General features: G+C 58.5%; 15 protein-coding genes. 8 read left to right on the top strand and 7 right to left on the bottom strand.

Features of this window, described 5'->3' with window-relative positions; all coding sequences use genetic code 11:
* Positions 1 to 47: 47 nt before the first annotated feature.
* From pip to infB, 7 genes are all read left to right on the top strand, one after another.
* Positions 48 to 1,025, top strand: coding sequence for a prolyl aminopeptidase (gene pip / locus AC2TCY_RS00565; protein ID WP_480844769.1), 978 nt, complete (start codon positions 48 to 50; stop codon positions 1,023 to 1,025).
* Entirely contained in the window at positions 1,022 to 1,843 is an 822-nt protein-coding gene (locus AC2TCY_RS00560; RefSeq protein WP_480844768.1) for an ABC transporter substrate-binding protein, read from the top strand. The genes pip and AC2TCY_RS00560 overlap by 4 nt, the downstream gene beginning before the upstream one ends.
* A gap of 69 nt (positions 1,844 to 1,912) precedes the next feature.
* Positions 1,913 to 2,539 (top strand): CDGSH iron-sulfur domain-containing protein, encoded by a 627-nt coding sequence (locus tag AC2TCY_RS00555; protein ID WP_480844767.1) that lies wholly within the window; start codon positions 1,913 to 1,915, stop codon positions 2,537 to 2,539.
* Positions 2,540 to 2,704: 165 nt separating this feature from the next.
* The gene (gene rimP / locus AC2TCY_RS00550; protein WP_480844766.1) at positions 2,705 to 3,295 is read left to right on the top strand and encodes a ribosome maturation factor RimP; all 591 of its coding nucleotides are present in this window, start codon (positions 2,705 to 2,707) and stop codon (positions 3,293 to 3,295) included.
* On the top strand, positions 3,295 to 4,914 hold the full coding sequence (gene nusA, locus AC2TCY_RS00545; RefSeq protein WP_480844765.1) for a transcription termination factor NusA: 1,620 nt from the start codon (positions 3,295 to 3,297) through the stop codon (positions 4,912 to 4,914). The genes rimP and nusA overlap by 1 nt, the downstream gene beginning before the upstream one ends.
* A 22-nt stretch (positions 4,915 to 4,936) precedes the next feature.
* Positions 4,937 to 5,560 (top strand): RNA-binding protein, encoded by a 624-nt coding sequence (locus tag AC2TCY_RS00540; RefSeq protein WP_480844764.1) that lies wholly within the window; start codon positions 4,937 to 4,939, stop codon positions 5,558 to 5,560.
* Positions 5,561 to 5,568: 8 nt separating this feature from the next.
* A complete protein-coding gene (gene infB, locus AC2TCY_RS00535) occupies positions 5,569 to 8,043 on the top strand; it encodes a translation initiation factor IF-2 (RefSeq protein WP_480844763.1) in 2,475 nt (824 codons plus the stop codon).
* Positions 8,044 to 8,108: 65 nt separating this feature from the next.
* Here the strand turns inward: infB and AC2TCY_RS00530 are convergent, their stop codons facing one another.
* The 5 genes from AC2TCY_RS00530 to AC2TCY_RS00510 all read right to left on the bottom strand — a co-directional run bounded on the left by AC2TCY_RS00530 (position 8,109) and on the right by AC2TCY_RS00510 (position 12,797).
* The gene (locus AC2TCY_RS00530; RefSeq protein WP_480844762.1) at positions 8,109 to 8,939 is read right to left on the bottom strand and encodes an alpha/beta hydrolase; all 831 of its coding nucleotides are present in this window, start codon (positions 8,937 to 8,939) and stop codon (positions 8,109 to 8,111) included.
* A 3-nt stretch (positions 8,940 to 8,942) separates the two neighbouring features.
* Complete coding sequence (locus AC2TCY_RS00525; protein WP_480844761.1) at positions 8,943 to 9,830, bottom strand: tryptophan 2,3-dioxygenase; 888 nt, start codon at positions 9,828 to 9,830, stop codon at positions 8,943 to 8,945.
* A 63-nt stretch (positions 9,831 to 9,893) separates the two neighbouring features.
* Positions 9,894 to 10,922 carry an L-threonine 3-dehydrogenase gene (gene tdh, locus AC2TCY_RS00520; protein ID WP_480845472.1) on the bottom strand — a complete coding sequence of 343 codons (1,029 nt, stop codon included), beginning with the start codon at positions 10,920 to 10,922 and terminating at the stop codon, positions 9,894 to 9,896.
* Positions 10,923 to 10,936: 14 nt separating this feature from the next.
* Positions 10,937 to 12,121 carry a glycine C-acetyltransferase gene (locus AC2TCY_RS00515; protein WP_480844760.1) on the bottom strand — a complete coding sequence of 395 codons (1,185 nt, stop codon included), beginning with the start codon at positions 12,119 to 12,121 and terminating at the stop codon, positions 10,937 to 10,939.
* 109 nt (positions 12,122 to 12,230) lie between these two features.
* Positions 12,231 to 12,797, bottom strand: coding sequence for a helix-turn-helix domain-containing protein (locus AC2TCY_RS00510; RefSeq protein WP_480844759.1), 567 nt, complete (start codon positions 12,795 to 12,797; stop codon positions 12,231 to 12,233).
* Positions 12,798 to 12,914: 117 nt separating this feature from the next.
* Between AC2TCY_RS00510 and AC2TCY_RS00505 the strand changes: the two genes are divergently transcribed.
* Positions 12,915 to 14,090 (top strand): acetyl-CoA C-acyltransferase family protein, encoded by a 1,176-nt coding sequence (locus AC2TCY_RS00505; protein ID WP_480844758.1) that lies wholly within the window; start codon positions 12,915 to 12,917, stop codon positions 14,088 to 14,090.
* A 94-nt stretch (positions 14,091 to 14,184) separates the two neighbouring features.
* Here AC2TCY_RS00505 and ubiB read toward each other — a convergent pair whose 3' ends face one another.
* Entirely contained in the window at positions 14,185 to 15,714 is a 1,530-nt protein-coding gene (gene ubiB / locus AC2TCY_RS00500; RefSeq protein ID WP_480844757.1) for a 2-polyprenylphenol 6-hydroxylase, read from the bottom strand.
* A 3-nt stretch (positions 15,715 to 15,717) separates the two neighbouring features.
* Complete coding sequence (gene ubiE, locus AC2TCY_RS00495; protein WP_480844756.1) at positions 15,718 to 16,470, bottom strand: bifunctional demethylmenaquinone methyltransferase/2-methoxy-6-polyprenyl-1,4-benzoquinol methylase UbiE; 753 nt, start codon at positions 16,468 to 16,470, stop codon at positions 15,718 to 15,720.
* Positions 16,471 to 16,489: the final 19 nt, after the last annotated feature.

The raw sequence follows: 16,489 nt of genomic DNA, 5'->3' as shown, positions 1-16,489 counted from the left end.
CCTGTCTCCGTGTGCTCTTTTACGCTTAAGGACTATATAGGCCCATAATGGACAAGTACCCGGACCAAAAGCGCGCAGTTCAATATCTTTACCCGCCGACCGACCCGTTCGATCAGCGAATGGTCGATATGGGCGACGGGCACCGTATCTATGTGGAACAATGCGGAAATCCTGATGGTATTCCTGTTGTCGTTCTGCACGGCGGCCCTGGTGGTGGATGCAGCCCGGCCATGCGGCGGTATTTCGACCCGCGTGTGTATCGGGTGATTCTGTTTGATCAGCGCGGGTGCGGAAGGTCACAACCGACCGCGTCGATTCAGGACAATACGACCTGGCACCTGGTTGCGGATATCGAACGGCTGCGCAACTTGTTCGATATTGAAGAATGGATTGCTTTTGGCGGTAGCTGGGGTGCAACGCTGGCCCTGATCTATGCTCAGACGCATCCGGACCGCGTCAGCCGTCTGGTGCTGCGCGGTGTGTTTCTGATGACGCAGGCCGAGCTGAATTGGTTCTACGGCGGCGGAGCAGGCAGGTTCTGGCCCGAGCAATGGGCGAAATTCACCTCGTTGCTGCCTGAGGCCGAATTGTCCGACACGATATCCGCCTATAACAAACGTCTGTTTTCCGGAGACCGCGCGACCGAGATTCTCTATGCCCGTGCGTGGTCGCATTGGGAAAACTCATTGGCTTCGATTCATACCAACGGGGCGATTGGGGAAAGTCCGGGCGAATACGCGCGCACTTTTGCGCGGCTTGAAAACCATTATTTCATCAATGGTGGATTTCTCGAACAGGATGGGCAGATATTGGACCAAATGGACCGAATCGCGCATATCCCCGGGCATATCGTGCAGGGACGCTATGACATGATCTGCCCACCGCAGGCCGCATGGAACTTGTCGGATCGCTGGCCGAATGCCGAGTTGAAATTGGTGCGCCATGCGGGGCACGCGTTGTCCGAACCGGGCATCAGTTCCGAATTGGTGCGTATCATGGATCGTGTGGCGGAGGGCGTAGCATGAACCGGATCGATCGTCGTGCCTTGTTCGCCTCGGGTGCCGCTGCCGCGTTGCTGGCGGCGACGGGCGCGTCCCTGGCCGATACGCCAAAACCGGGTGGTACGCTGCGTTTGGCCGTGCCACGGGATGATAGTCTGGAGCAGGTCGCGCGGGGCGCGGTGTACGATACGTTGACCGAGATTGCGGCCGACGGAACTCTGCGTGGCGAACTGGCGACGAGCTGGGAAACTGACTCGGTGGCGCGCGTATGGAAATTTGGCCTACGGGACGACGTACTGTTTCACGATGGGGCGGCCTTGGATATCCGCGACGTTCTGGCTGTTCTGTCCGAGGTCGGGAAAGCCGAAGCCCTGTCATCCAATAGCGTGCGTCTGGAACTTGCCGAGGCGAATCCGGGTCTTCCGTTCCTGCTGGCTGACAACCGATTTGTTATCACCCGTACGGGGCAAGGCGTATCGCCTTTGTCCGAGGCGAATGGAACCGGCTGTTATCGGGTCGAACGGGCCGAGGACACGCGCCATTTCCTGGGGCGCAGGGTTGCGGGTCATTACAAGGATGGCCAGGCAGGATGGGTTGATGCGATCGAGGTAATCGTGATCCCAGATGCTCATGTTCGGGCCGAGGCGTTGCGGGACGGTTATGTGGACCTTGCCGCCTTTCCTGACGCAAGCGATCTGCGCGGAACGCGGGGGTTGCGGTATCACCCGTCCGAGGCGAATTTGGCGCTGGCCGTCGCATCCAATGTCGGCATGCCCCGCCAAATCGCAAAAGGCGCCGCGTTGGACGACGGACGCCTGGCCGAAAGATGGTGGCTTGTCTGAGGCAGGTGTTTGAAATTTGACAAGCAGGTGCGCTTCTCTACGCTGACCCTTTGAGGGGAGAATGTTCACATGTCCGATACAACTACGATCGAAGAACGTGAAAACGGCCCACTGATTGTCAAACACCTTCACTCGATGCGCGATGCCGCCGGAAGGGAAATCGAAGTCAAACAGGTTATGGCGCTGTGCCGCTGCGGGCATTCTGCAAACAAACCGTTTTGCGACGGAACACATGCGAAGGTTGACTTCGAAAGCCGCGGTGGGACTCCGGCGGGGCCAGATCGGATAATCGGATATCGTGGCGACTCCGTAACCGTAAGTTTCAATCCATTGTTGTGCTCGCATGCGGCGGAATGCGGGCGGCTGGCCGCCAACATTTTTAACCCATCGCAAAAGCCCTGGGTTCAACCTGATCAAGGAACCATCGACGAGGTGCGCGAGGTCGTATCGGCCTGCCCGTCGGGTGCGTTGGCCTTGGGGGATGATGAATCCCGGGAACATCTGCATGCGGACCGTGCACAGATCGAGGTGCAGAAAGATGGCCCTTATTGGGTCCTGGGTGTCGAACCGCCCGCCGAACTGAAGGCGAAAGGGGCGTGTCAAAGTAAGTATGTCCTGTGTCGATGCGGCAAGTCGGGAAACAAGCCTTTCTGTGACGGGACGCATCGTGATGAAGGTTGGTCAGACGCAGAATAAGTGTCAGCGGCAACAATATCGGACATTCGTCTTGCAGATTCGGATCATCCTGCGTATATGCAGTTTCAACAGCGGCGTGTCGGGCTAAGGTCCGGGGCTCCACCGGAAAAGATCGACGGGCCGCGCGCCCGTTTTTTTGTGCCCGTTTGAAGGGTAGAGCACCAGATGACAAACGACCTGATAGCCAAAGCAGCCATCGACCGGAGACTGGCCGAGATCATCACCCCCGTTATTGAGGATCTGGGGTTTGAGTTGGTCCGTATCCGCCTGATGAGCGGCAAGCAGACTACCATGCAGATCATGGCCGATAAGCCCGATGGCGGCATCGAAGTGGATGATTGCGCCGAAATCTCGAATGCGGTCAGCGCCACGCTGGATGTCGAGGACCCGATCCTCGACGCCTATACGCTGGAAGTGTCCAGCCCGGGTATCGACCGCCCTCTGACCCGTCTCAAGGATTTCGAGATGTTCGAAGGGTATGAGGCCAAGCTGGAAACCTCGGAACTGATCGACGGCCGCCGCCGCTTCAAGGGTGAGCTGGCAGGCATTGAAGGGGACGAGGTTCTGATCAACCTCCAAGAAGGGGACGAGACGATAACCATCGGTTTGCAATTCGACTGGCTGAGCGATGCCAAGCTGGTCCTGACCGATGATCTGATCAAAGAAATGCTGCGCCAGCGCAAGGACGCTGGCTCGCTGAACGAAAACGCTTTCGACGAGATTGAGACCGAAGGGTCCGAAGAGGAGACGAACTGATGGCAATCACCTCAGCCAACCAGCTGGAGCTGCTGCAGACCGCCGAGGCCGTGGCCCGCGAAAAGATGATCGACCCCGGGCTGGTCGTCGAAGCGATGGAAGAATCGCTCGCCCGTGCCGCAAAGAGCCGCTATGGCGCCGAAATGGATATCCGCGTGTCGATCGACCGCAAGACCGGCAAGGCGACGTTCACTCGCGTTCGTACCGTGGTCGAGGATGAAGAGCTTGAGAACTATCAGGCCGAGATGACCGTCGAGCAGGCCAAGCAGTATATGGAAGCGCCCGAAGTTGGTGACGTTTTCGTTGAAGAAGTGCCGCCGGTCGAAATGGGCCGCATCGCCGCTCAGTCCGCCAAGCAGGTGATTCTGCAAAAGGTCCGTGAGGCCGAGCGCGATCGTCAGTACGAAGAATTCAAGGATCGTGCGGGCACCATCATCAACGGTGCAGTCAAACGCGAGGAATTCGGCAACGTCATCGTTGACCTGGGCGGTGCCGAGGCCGTTCTGCGCCGCAACGACAAGATCGGCCGCGAAAGCTATCGCCCCAATGACCGTGTGCGCGCCTATATCAAGGAAGTCCGCCGTGAGGTTCGCGGCCACCAGATCTTCCTGTCGCGTACCGCGCCGGAATTCATGGCCGAACTGTTCAAGATGGAAGTGCCGGAAATCTATGACGGCATCATCGAAGTCAAGGCCGTCGCCCGTGACCCCGGTTCGCGCGCCAAGATCGCCGTGATCTCTTACGATGGTTCGATTGACCCCGTCGGTGCCTGCGTTGGTATGCGCGGCAGCCGCGTGCAGGCCGTTGTGAATGAGCTGCAGGGTGAGAAAATCGACATCATCCCGTGGAACGAAGATCAGCCGACTTTCCTGGTGAACGCGCTGCAGCCAGCCGAGGTTTCCAAGGTTGTTCTGGACGAGGAAGCCGGTAAGATCGAAGTTGTGGTTCCCGAAGAGCAACTGAGCCTCGCCATCGGTCGCCGTGGTCAGAACGTGCGTCTCGCCAGCCAGCTGACCAATCTGGACATCGATATCATGACCGAAGCCGAAGAATCGGCTCGCCGTCAGAAAGAATTCGAAGCCCGAACCCAGCTGTTCATGGAGAGCCTTGATCTGGACGAATTCTTTGCCCAGCTGCTGGTTTCCGAAGGTTTCACCAACCTCGAAGAGGTTGCCTATGTGGAAATCGATGAACTGCTGGTGATTGACGGCGTCGACGAAGGCACCGCGCAAGAGCTACAGACCCGGGCGCGTGAATTCCTGGAAGCGCAAGCCAAAGCGGCGCTGGATGCCGCTCGTGCGCTGGGTGCCGAAGACAGTCTTATTGAATTCGAAGGCCTGACACCCCAAATGGTTGAGGCACTGGCCAAGGACGATGTGAAGACGCTGGAAGACTTCGCAACCTGCGCCGACTGGGAACTGGCAGGGGGCTGGACCACGGTCGATGGTGAGCGCATCAAGGATGATGGTGTTCTGGAACCTTTCGGTGTGACACTGGAAGAGGCTCAGGACATGGTGATGACCGCGCGGATCATGCTGGGTTGGGTTGATCCGGCCGAGTTGGAACAGGCCGAGGAAGAAACCGAAGGCGAAGCCGCTGAAGAGGAAGCCGAGGCCTGATCTCAGGTCTCGGGTGGCGCGAATGGGTCGCGGTGGCGTCCATAAGGATCGGTCCGAAGGACCTGAGCGGAAATGCATCGCCACGGGCGAAGTTCAGCCTAAATATGGGTTGATACGCTTTGTGGCGGGGCCAGACGGTCAGGTCTATCCGGACGTCGCGGCGAAATTGCCTGGACGCGGGGTCTATGTGGCGGCGGATCGCGCTGCGTTGGATCAGGCTGTGGGCAAGAAACTGTTCGCGCGCGGGTTCAAGGCGCAGGTAAGCGTGCCGAAGGATTTGGCCGATGAGGTCGAAAAACAGATCTTGCGCCGCGTGATCGAACTTCTGAGTCTGGCACGCAAGTCGGGCGATGCGGTTGCCGGCTACGAAAAGGTCAAGGCGTGGCTGGACCGGGAAGAGGCTCAGGTGCTGATTCAGGCCACCGACGGATCGGGGCGCGGTAAGTCCAAACTGAGCACGCCGCACTTCGGCAAATACATCGGTTGGCTGACTTCGGACGAGTTAGGACAGGCATTTGGGCGCCAAACCGTGATTCATGCGGCGCTGGCCTCTGGCGGACTCGCCAAACGTGTTGTAGAGGAAGCGCAGCGCCTGCATGGCTTGCGCGAAACGGATGACGGCGGCAAGGGCCGCGCGGAAGGGTAAGAAGCTTTATGAGCGATAATGACGGCAAAAAGACATTGGGTCTTCGTGGCGGGGCACGCCCCGGAAATGTGAAACAGAGTTTCAGCCACGGACGTACCAAGAATGTCGTGGTGGAAACCAAACGCAAGCGCGTGGTGGTTCCCAAGCCGGGCGCCAGCAAGCCGGGAGGCGGTGCTGCGCCAACGGGTGATCCTTCGCGTCGTCCCGCAGGTATCTCTGATGCCGAAATGGCGCGCCGGATGAAGGCGCTTCAGGCTGCCAAGGCGCGCGAGGCTGAAGAGGCCGCAGCCCGTGAGGCACAGGAAAAGGCGCGCGAAGAAGAGCGCGCCCGCCGACGTGCCGAGCAAGAGGCCAAGGAACGCGAACAGCGCGAAGCTGAAGAACGTGCACGCCAGAAGGCCGAAGAGGAAGAACGCAAGCGCAAAGAGGCTGAAGAAGCGGCCAAACGCGCCGCAACCGCCCCGGCACCGGAAGAACCCAAGCCCGCCCGCAGCCCTGCCAGCAAACCGGCCCCGGCGGCCACTCCGCGTAAGCAGGATCGCGAACGCGATCAGCGGGGCTCGCGCAAGGGTCGCGATGACAACCGCCGGTCGGGTAAGCTGACACTTGGTCAGGCCACTGGTGGCGAAGGCAATCGCCAACGCTCGATGGCCGCGATGAAGCGTAAGCAGGAGCGTGCGCGTCAGAAGGCGATGGGCGGTACGGTCGAGCGGGAAAAGGTGATCCGCGACGTTCAGCTGCCCGAGGCGATCACGGTTTCGGAACTGGCCAACCGTATGGCCGAGCGCGTGGCCGATGTTGTCAAATCGCTGATGAACATGGGCATGATGGTCACACAGAACCAGACAATCGACGCCGATACTGCCGAACTGATCATCGAAGAATTCGGCCACAAGGTGACCCGCGTCTCTGATTCGGACGTCGAGGATGTCATCAAAGAGGTTGAAGACGACGACAAAGACCTGCAGCCGCGGCCGCCGGTCATCACCATCATGGGTCACGTTGACCACGGCAAAACCTCGCTGCTGGACGCGATTCGCGACGCGCGTGTTGTCGCGGGTGAGGCCGGTGGCATCACTCAGCATATCGGCGCATATCAGGTTCAGACTGATGGCGGCGCAACGCTGACGTTCCTGGATACGCCTGGCCACGCGGCCTTTACCTCGATGCGCTCGCGTGGTGCTCAGGTGACGGATATCGTGGTTCTGGTTGTCGCCGCCGATGACGCGGTGATGCCGCAGACGATTGAGGCGATCAACCACGCCAAGGCCGCCGAAGTGCCGATGATCGTGGCGATCAACAAGATCGACAAACCCGATGCGAACCCGGACAAGGTGCGCACCGACCTGCTGCAGCACGAAGTGATCGTCGAGAAGATGTCCGGTGAAGTTCAGGACGTCGAGGTTTCGGCCGTAACTGGCCAGGGCCTGGACGAGCTGCTGGAAGCCATTGCGCTGCAATCAGAGATTCTGGAGCTGAAAGCCAACCCGAATCGCGCTGCACAAGGTGCCGTGATCGAGGCGCAGCTGGATGTGGGCCGCGGTCCAGTGGCCACTGTTCTGGTTCAGAACGGGACCCTGCACCAGGGCGACATCTTCGTTGTGGGTGAGCAGTACGGTAAGGTCCGTGCGCTGATCAACGACAAGGGCGAGCGCGTCAAAGAAGCTGGCCCGTCGGTTCCTGTCGAGGTTCTGGGTCTCAACGGTACGCCCGAAGCGGGTGACGTTCTGAACGTGACCGAGACCGAAGCGCAGGCCCGTGAAATCGCCGCCTATCGTGAACAAGCCGCCAAGGACAAACGCGCCGCTGCTGGTGCCGCGACAACCCTTGAGCAGTTGATGCAGAAAGCCAAGGAAGACGAAAACATCACCGAGCTGCCGATTCTGATGAAAGCGGATGTGCAGGGTTCGGCCGAAGCCATCGTTCAGGCGATGGAGAAGATCGGCAACGACGAAGTACGCGTTCGCGTGCTGCACTCGGGTGTTGGTGCGATCACCGAGACGGATGTCGGTCTTGCCGAAGCCTCCGGCGCACCGATATTCGGCTTCAACGTTCGTGCCAATGCTTCGGCACGGAATACCGCGAACCAGAAAGGTGTCGAGATTCGCTACTACTCGGTGATTTACGATCTTGTGGACGACGTCAAAGCGGCCGCATCCGGCCTTCTGAGCGCCGAGATCCGCGAAAAGTTCATCGGTTACGCCGAAATTCGCGAAGTCTTCAAGGTCACTGGCGTTGGCAAGGTTGCTGGCTGTCTGGTCACCGAAGGCGTCGCCCGCCGTTCCGCAGGCGTCCGCCTACTGCGCGACAACGTGGTGATCCACGAAGGCACGCTGAAGACGCTGAAGCGCTTCAAGGATGAAGTGGCTGAGGTCCAGTCGGGTCAGGAATGCGGTATGGCCTTCGAGAACTACGACGATATCCGTCAGGGCGACGTGATCGAGATATTCGAGCGTGAAGAAGTCACTCGCACGCTGGATTGATCCGGAAACGAATGAAGAAAACAGCGGTTCCTTGGAGCCGCTGTTTTCATTTTGAGACCACGTGTTTACCCAGGCACAGTGGGCAGAAATGTACCGGGGTGCATGATGATATCGAAATGATGCATCCCCTTCTGCAAGGCAAAACTGACTGAATGCCCGGCCTTGCGCAGCTGTTCTGCATAATCCCGACTTTGACGAATAAACTCTGGCGTGTCCCGTTCTGCCACTGTCACCCGGTATCGCGGACCGGGCGCAGGTAAATGCAGACTGGGTGAGAGGTCATGCACCTCGACCGGGCTCAGTTGCAGCGGATCGTTAACCGGGGTCAGGCTGATCGGTTCCAGATCGAATACACCGCTGATAAGTGTCACATCGCGAACGCGTATCCCGGCGCGGGCCAGTGTGTCCGACGCGGTTGCCATGACCATGGCGGCCAGATGCCCGCCCGCGCTGTGTCCTGAAAGGCTGATCCGTGACGGATCGAATCCAAGTTCCCCGGCTTGCGAAGCCAGCCACAGCAACGCGTCGCGGCATTCCCCGATCATCTGGTCCAAACGCGCCTCGGGGGCGAGCGTATAGTTTAATGTTGCAAAGGCCTGTCCGCTTTCGACGAGGGCCGGGGCCATCATCGCAGATTCTCGCTGGCTGAGAGCCTGCCAATACCCGCCGTGAATGAAGACATGCAGCGGCGCATTGTCTGTGAGCGCAGGAAAGAAATCGAGCACATGCGCGGGGTTATCGCCATATGACAGGTACTCTTTAACCTCCATCTGCGCGCGGTACTGGGCGCTGAGCGCTGCGTAGCTGGCGATGTATGGAGCCAGATCACCGCCCACCATGGAACTGGGCGCGTATTCCTGATCCAGCTCTTCTTTGGTGAATCCCCGGTACAGCATGGTTCAATCCTGCTTCGTGTACATCAATTCGGTCCTCATGTCGTAGAGGTCGTGGAAGAACCGCAACTCCAGCGCCTTTCGCAGGAACGCGACCCCGCTGGAGCCACCTGTTCCGGGTTGCATGCCGATCACACGCTCCACTGCTGTGGCATGATCGAACCGCCAGCGTTGAAACAGAGATTCCACATCCATCAATTTTTCGGCCAAGGCATACAGATCCCAGTGTTCTTCCGTGTTGCGAAATACTTCGACCCAGATATTCACCACACGCGGGTCGCCGGAGTAGGGCTGCGCAAAGTCCCGGTCCAGTAAGTCGCGTGGCACGTCAAATCCTTGCCGGGACAACATGCGCAACACTTCATCGTAGAGCGAAGGCTTGGTCAGCGCCGCATTCAGCATCTCCATGACTTCAGGGTCATGTTCATGCACTTTCAGGGTCGAGGCGTCCTTGTTGCCCAGAATGAACTCGATCTGACGATAGCCATAACTTTGAAAGCCCGAGGAATTGCCGAGGGCGTGCCGGAACGTCATATAGTCGGCGGGTGTCATGGTCAGTAACGTTTCCCAGGCGGCGATCAGCTGCCGCTGGATCGCTTTGATCCGGTCAAGGTTCTTCATTGCCGGACCGAAATCATCCTCTTGCAGGAAGCGCCGGACTTCGACCAATTGATGATGCATCAGCTTCAGCCACAGCTCGCTGACCTGATGAATGATGATAAACAGCATCTCATCCGGTTGCGCCGGGTCTTGAAACGTCTTTTGCAGGTTCAGCAAGGTCTTGAGCTGCAGAAAATCGCCATAGCTTTTGCGATGTGTTTTGGCGAAATCGGTGACCAGAGTGTCCTCGATCCCGCGTTCCAGAATGCGATCATCCTTGTTGCTGTCGCCCATGTCACCCCTCCCGAATGCCGTTTTGCACCTGTGTAGGGACTAATTTTGCAACTTTCCAGCGCCTTAGGTCCAGTCCAGAACAACCTTACCGGAGAGTCCGGATTTCATGGCCTTAAAGCCCTTGGCAAAGTCATCGACTGAAAAGCGATGAGTGATGACCCGGCTGACATCCAGCCCGTTCTGCAGCATGGCGATCATCTTGTACCAGGTTTCGAACATCTCGCGGCCATAAACGCCCTTGATGGTGATGGCTTTGAACACGATACGGCTCCAATCGACCGGAGATTTGCCGGGTGGAATCCCTAGCAGGGCGATTTTGCCTCCCATGACCAAGGCCTCGACCATCTGATCCAGCGCGGCTTGCGAGCCGGACATTTCCAGACCCACGTCGAATCCTTCTCTCATCCCCAGCTCGGCGATCACGTCCTGCAACTCTTCGTCGGTTACATCTACTGCGCGCAGATTGGGGACAACGTGTTCCGCCAGTTTGAGGCGGTCCCGGTTGATGTCCGTGATAACGACATGCCGTGCCCCCGCATGGCGGGCAACTGCGGCGGCCATGATGCCAATAGGCCCGGCGCCGGTGATCAACACATCCTCACCCAGCAGATCAAAGCTAAGCGCGGTGTGGACGGCATTTCCCAGCGGATCGAGAATGGCGCCGATTTCATCTGGCACATCATCGGGCAGGGGAACCACGTTGAATGCGGGCAGTTTCAGGTATTGTGCAAAAGCACCCTGTTCGTTCACCCCGATGCCGCGCGTGCCGGGATCAAGGTGAAACTTTCCCGCCCGGCTCTGTCGACTGTCGGTGGTGATCAGATGTCCCTCACCTGAGCAACGCTGACCGATTTCCAGCCCGACGACATTGCGCCCGATCTCGACAATTTCACCGGCAAATTCATGGCCGGTGATCATCGGAACCGGAACTGTCGCCGAAGCCCAGTCGTCCCAATTCCAGATATGGATGTCAGTGCCGCAAATGCCGGTTTTGTTTATGCGGATCAAAACCTCATCCGGATTGATCTCGGGGACTGGGGCCTGCACCATCCACAACCCTTCTTCGGGTTTGGATTTTTCAAGCGCCTTCATCGTGTTCGGTCGCATCAGATCACTCCCAACTCCTTGCCGACTTTGCCAAAGGCCGCTAGCGCACGGTCAAGTTCGCCCTTGGTCAGAGCCGCATTCATCTGTGTTCTGATTCGCGCCTGCCCGCGCGGGACGACCGGAAAGAAGAAGCCCGAGACATAGACGCCCTCATCAAACAGTCGCGACGCCATTTCTTGCGCGAGCGGGGCCTCGCCCAGCATGACCGGGATGATCGGATGCTCGCCGGGCAGCAGGTCAAAGCCCAGCTTCTCCAACCCTGCGCGCCAGTATTTGGCGTTACCGAACAATTGCGCGCGCAGCATGTCGCCTTCTTCGACCAGTCGGATCGCCTCAAGTCCGGCGGCGACAATGGAGGGCGGCAGCGAATTTGAGAACAGATAGGGCCGCGCCCGCTGCCGCAGCAGGTCGATCACTGGCTGCGGCCCAGCGATATAGCCGCCGATTGCCCCCCCAAGTGCCTTGCCTAATGTTCCCGTCAGAATGTCCACGTCGACGCCGAAATGGTCCGGCGTACCCGCGCCGTTCGGCCCCATGAAACCGGTCGCGTGACAATCATCGACCATCACAATGGCGTCGTATTTGTCGGCCAATTCCCGGATTTTTGGCAAGTTGGCCAGATAACCGTCCATCGAAAACACGCCATCAGTGGCAATCATGATATGACGCGCCCCGTCCTCGCGCGCCTGTTTCAGCCAGGCTTCGAGGTCGTTCATGTCGTTGTTCAGATAACGATAGCGTTTGGCCTTGCACAGCCGCACCCCGTCGATGATCGAGGCGTGGTTCAGACTGTCCGAAATAATGGCGTCGTCAGGCCCTAACAAAGGCTCAAACAACCCGCCATTGGCATCGAAACAGGCGGCGAACAGGATCGAATCATCCTTGTTCAGGAATTTGGCCAGTCGCTGTTCCAGCTCACGGTGAATGTCCTGAGTTCCGCAGATGAAACGAACCGAGGCCATTCCGAACCCCTTGGGCTCCATCGCACCTTTGGCCGCGTCAATCAGCGCTGGGTGATCTGCAAGGCCCAGATAGTTGTTGGCGCACAGGTTGATCACCTGTTTGTCGCCCACAGTAATCTCACCGCCCTGAGGCGAGGTGATCATTCGTTCGCGTTTATAAAGCCCTTCAGCTTCGATCTGCGCGAGAGTGTCCGTGATGTGGGACAGGAATGCATCTGCCATGGCGATCTCCTTGCTTTGAGTCGCTTGTCTAACATAACGGATACATTTCCCAAATAGGGGATATGCAAAATTACGGAAAAATTTCCGTGAAGGCGGAAATTCGCCGAAATCAGGCGTTTTTGACGATCAGGAAAACGCGGGCCGGGCCACCTTTCGAAGAGATCGAATGTAACACATCAGCTGCATAACGGGCCGTATCTCCTTGGTTCAGGTCCATGGCTGCTGATCCGGATGTCACCCGAACCGAACCCTCCAAGACTGTAAGCTGCTCCTGCGCGCCCCTTGTATGGGGTTGGCTGTTCAACGCGCCGTTCTGATCAAAACGAATGTCATAGACTTCGTGTCCGCCAGCTTCTTCCGGAGGGGATAGGATTCGAATTCGACAGTTCTGGCCCATATTGTCGATGCTGGGCACTTCGGATGTCCTGAGAACCTCAATCCGGTCGGTGCCGCTGCCTTCTTCCAAAAGGCCCGCAAAATCCACCTGCAATGCTCGGGTCAGGTTCCACAAGGTCGAGATTGTCGGGCTGCTTTCGCCGCGCTCGATCTGGCTGACCATGGACCGGGACACGCCGCTCAGATTGGCCACGGCTTCAAGAGACAGCCCCTTGGCGCGACGCGCCTCTTTCAGGCGGGCGGGCAGAAGTGTCAGGATATCGTCTGTGCTTTCCGTCATGACGGAATTTCATGCGCCTTTGGCGGTGCTTTGTCAATTCCGGTCGTGACGGAACGTCCTGCGCGACAGGCGGATGCTGCGGATGCATACTGTCACCAAATCCAAGAGGAGTGAGACATGACCGACATCGTAATACTGGACGGAGCCCGCACAGCGATTGGAACGTTTGGCGGCGCGCTTGCCTCGACTGCACCGATTGATTTGGCAACCGTCGTTACCAAGGCGGCGTTGGAGCGCTCGGGCGTCGAAGGTAGCCAAATCGGTCACGTGGTGTTCGGAAACGTGATCAGTACCGAGCCTCGGGATATGTATCTGTCACGTGTCGCGGCAATGCAGGCGGGCATACCGAACGAGACCCCGGCGATGAATGTGAACCGGTTGTGCGGCTCGGGCGCGCAAGCTGTTGTATCGGCGGTTCAGTCTCTAATGCTGGGCGATGCGGATTTCGCCGTCGCTGGTGGTGCGGAAAGCATGTCGCGCAGTCCCTATATCGTGCCGCAGGCACGCTGGGGTGCCAAGATGGGGGATGTCGCCTCGTTGGACATGATGCTGGGCGCGCTGAACTGTCCGTTCGGCACAGGGCATATGGGGGTCACGGCGGAAAATGTGGCGGATGAGCATCAAATCAGCCGTGAGCAAATGGACGAGTTTGCTTTGACGAGCCAGACCCGCGCGGCGGCAGCCATAGATGCCGGATATTTCGAAAGCCAGATCACTCCGGTGCAGGTGAAGGTCAAACGCGATATGGTGGACTTCGCTGTAGACGAGCATCCCAAGGCGACGACGGTTGAAGCATTGTCTGGGTTGCGTGCTGTTTTCAAAAAGGACGGACGTGTCACGGCAGGCAACGCATCGGGCATCAACGATGGTGCTGCGGCGATGGTATTGGCAACTACAGACGCAGCAGAGAAAGCCGGTTTAAAGCCCAAAGCGCGCATTCTGGGTTACGCACACGCTGGCGTTCGTCCCGAGGTGATGGGCATCGGCCCGGTACCGGCAGTTCAAAACCTGATGAAGAAAACCGGCTTGTCGGTAGAGGATTTCGACGTCATCGAAAGCAACGAAGCCTTTGCGTCGCAAGCTTTGGCCGTCAATCAGGAGCTGGGGCTTGATGCAGCCCGAGTGAACCCGAATGGGGGTGCTATTGCCCTGGGCCATCCGGTAGGAGCCACTGGGGCGATCATCACTTTGAAGGCTCTGTATGAATTGGAGCGCGTCGGGGGCGCAAAGGGATTGGTCACCATGTGCATCGGTGGCGGGCAGGGTATTGCCATTGCAATCGAGCGGCTCTGACAGGTGAACGGATAGGGGGCAGTCACCCCCCAACCTGACAGGCTGCAATTCAGCTGAAGGACATTTACCGCCTGCGGAAGCAGGCGGATCAAAACTAGCCGAGCGCCATTATTGCCAAGACAATCACTGCGCCTGCAACAGCGCCCAGCGCTGCGGGCAGAATCGCAGTTGCGAGGCCGGGTTTTGGTGGCTCGTCTTTATGTGTCTGTGCGATAAGGGCGTTTTCGACCAGCACAGGCAGGCGCGGGCCGAAACGGGCAAGGACCATTGCAGTCTTGCCAAAATCCCGAAGGGCTGCGCGGGGGCCGATGGATTGCTTGATATAATCTTCGACCACGGGGCGGGCTACTTCCCAAATATTGGTATGCGGATCCAAAGACCGGGCAACGCCTTCGACCACGACCATCGTTCGTTGCAACAGGATCAGTTCGGTCCGTGTTTCCATACCGAAGCGTTCGGTGACTTCGAACAGGTAGTTTAGTAGTCGGCCCATCGAGATGTGCGTGGCGTCCATTCCAAAGATAGGCTCACCTACGGCACGCAGGGCGCGGGCGAATTCATCGACATCCTGATTGGCGGGCACATAACCGGCTTCGAAATGCACTTCGGCTACACGTTTGTAGTCGCGGCGAATGAAACCGAACAGAATCTCGGCATAGACCCGTCGGGTGTATTCATCGATATGGCCCATGATTCCGTAATCATAGGCAATGATATCGCCATTGGCCGCGACCTTCAGGTTACCCTGATGCATGTCGGCGTGGAAATAGCCGTCCCTCAGGGCATGAAGCAGGAACATCCGCAGGACACGCTCTGCCAGATCGCGGCGGTCATGATTTGCCGCATCCAGCGCGTCATTGTCCCCGAGTGCAATGCCGTCCGCCCAGCTGAGCGTCATAACGCGGCGCGCAGACAGGGACCAAACAACAGGTGGCAGCCAGAACCCGGCATCGTCTTTGGTGTTGGCGGCGTATTCCGAGGCCGCAGAGCTTTCCAGCCGCAGATCCAGCTCGCCGCGTACAACGCCGTCGAAATGCTCGATGACTTCCATCGGGCGTAACCTGCGCGCACCGGGGGCAAAAAGCTGAACTATACGGGCGGCAAAATAAAACGCGTCCACGTCCTTGCGAAACGCGCGTTCGATATTGGGGCGCAGAACTTTGACGGCGACATCCTCGCCAGTGCTTGCCAGCTTGGCTTTGTGGACCTGCGCGATGGAAGCGGCGGCGATCGGTTCGCTGAACTCGCTGAACATCTCTGCGACGGGTTGCCCAAGCTCCTTTTCAACCTCTGCCATGGCCTCGGTTCGAGAGAACGGGGGCAATTTGTCCTGAAGAACGCGCAGCTGTTCCGCCAATTCCTCACCGACGACGTCCGGGCGAGTCGACAGAACCTGGCCGAACTTGATGTAAGCGGGGCCCAATGCAGTTAGCGCGCGGGTGGCAGGCGGCATCTCGGGGTCGCCCTTGTAGCCCAGCCACTGAAACGGTTTACCCAAAGTATGGGCAAGGATGCGCACCGCGCGTGGGGCTTCGAACGCGTCCAAGACGACGTTCATAGCGCCTGTGCGCTCTAGCGTGGCGCCTGTGCGGATCAGGCGAATGATGTTGTGGGGTCCACGCATGTATCAGATCTTCCAACCGGAATGCAGCGCGGCGATACCCATGCTGAGATTGCGGAACTTGGCGTTTTCGAAACCGGCGGTGCGAATCATACCCAGAAACGTCTCTTGATCCGGAAACTTGCGGATGGATTCCACCAGATACTGATAGCTGTCGTAATCGTTGGCGATCAGCTTGCCCATGCGCGGGATGACATTGAAACTGTAGAGGTCATAGAGCTTTTGCAGCCCGTCGTTGGGCAACTGGCTGAATTCCAACACCATCAAACGACCACCGGGTTTGAGGACGCGGAACGCTTCGTTCAGGGCCTCTTGCGGTCGGGTCACGTTCCGGATGCCGAAGGAAATCGTATAGACGTCAAAGGTGTTGTCTTCGAACGGCAGGGCCATCGCGTCGCCAACCACCCAATTCAGGCTGTCCACCATCTGCTCGGCTTCAGCGCGCTTGCGACCTTCGACCAGCATCGGTTCGGTCAGGTCCAGAACGGTCGCGTGGCCGTACCCCGCGCGTTTCAAGAACCGGAATGAGATGTCGCCGGTACCCCCTGCAACATCAATGAGGCGCTGGCCGGGCCGAGGCGCAAGCCAGTCCATCATCGCGTCTTTCCAGACGCGGTGGATACCCATCGACATGACATCGTTCATCACGTCGTATTTCGAGGCGACCGAGTTGAACACGCCCTGTACGCGTCCGGCCTTGTCAGCCTCGCGGACGGTTTCGAACCCGAAATGAGTGGTCTTGTCGCTGTTGTCGGACATTTGCCTTGCCGTTTGTCGA

This window comes from Ruegeria sp. HKCCD7181 (assembly GCF_057221055.1).
Note: the sequence above shows the minus strand (reverse complement) of the source record. Positions and strands in the feature narration are given on the sequence as shown.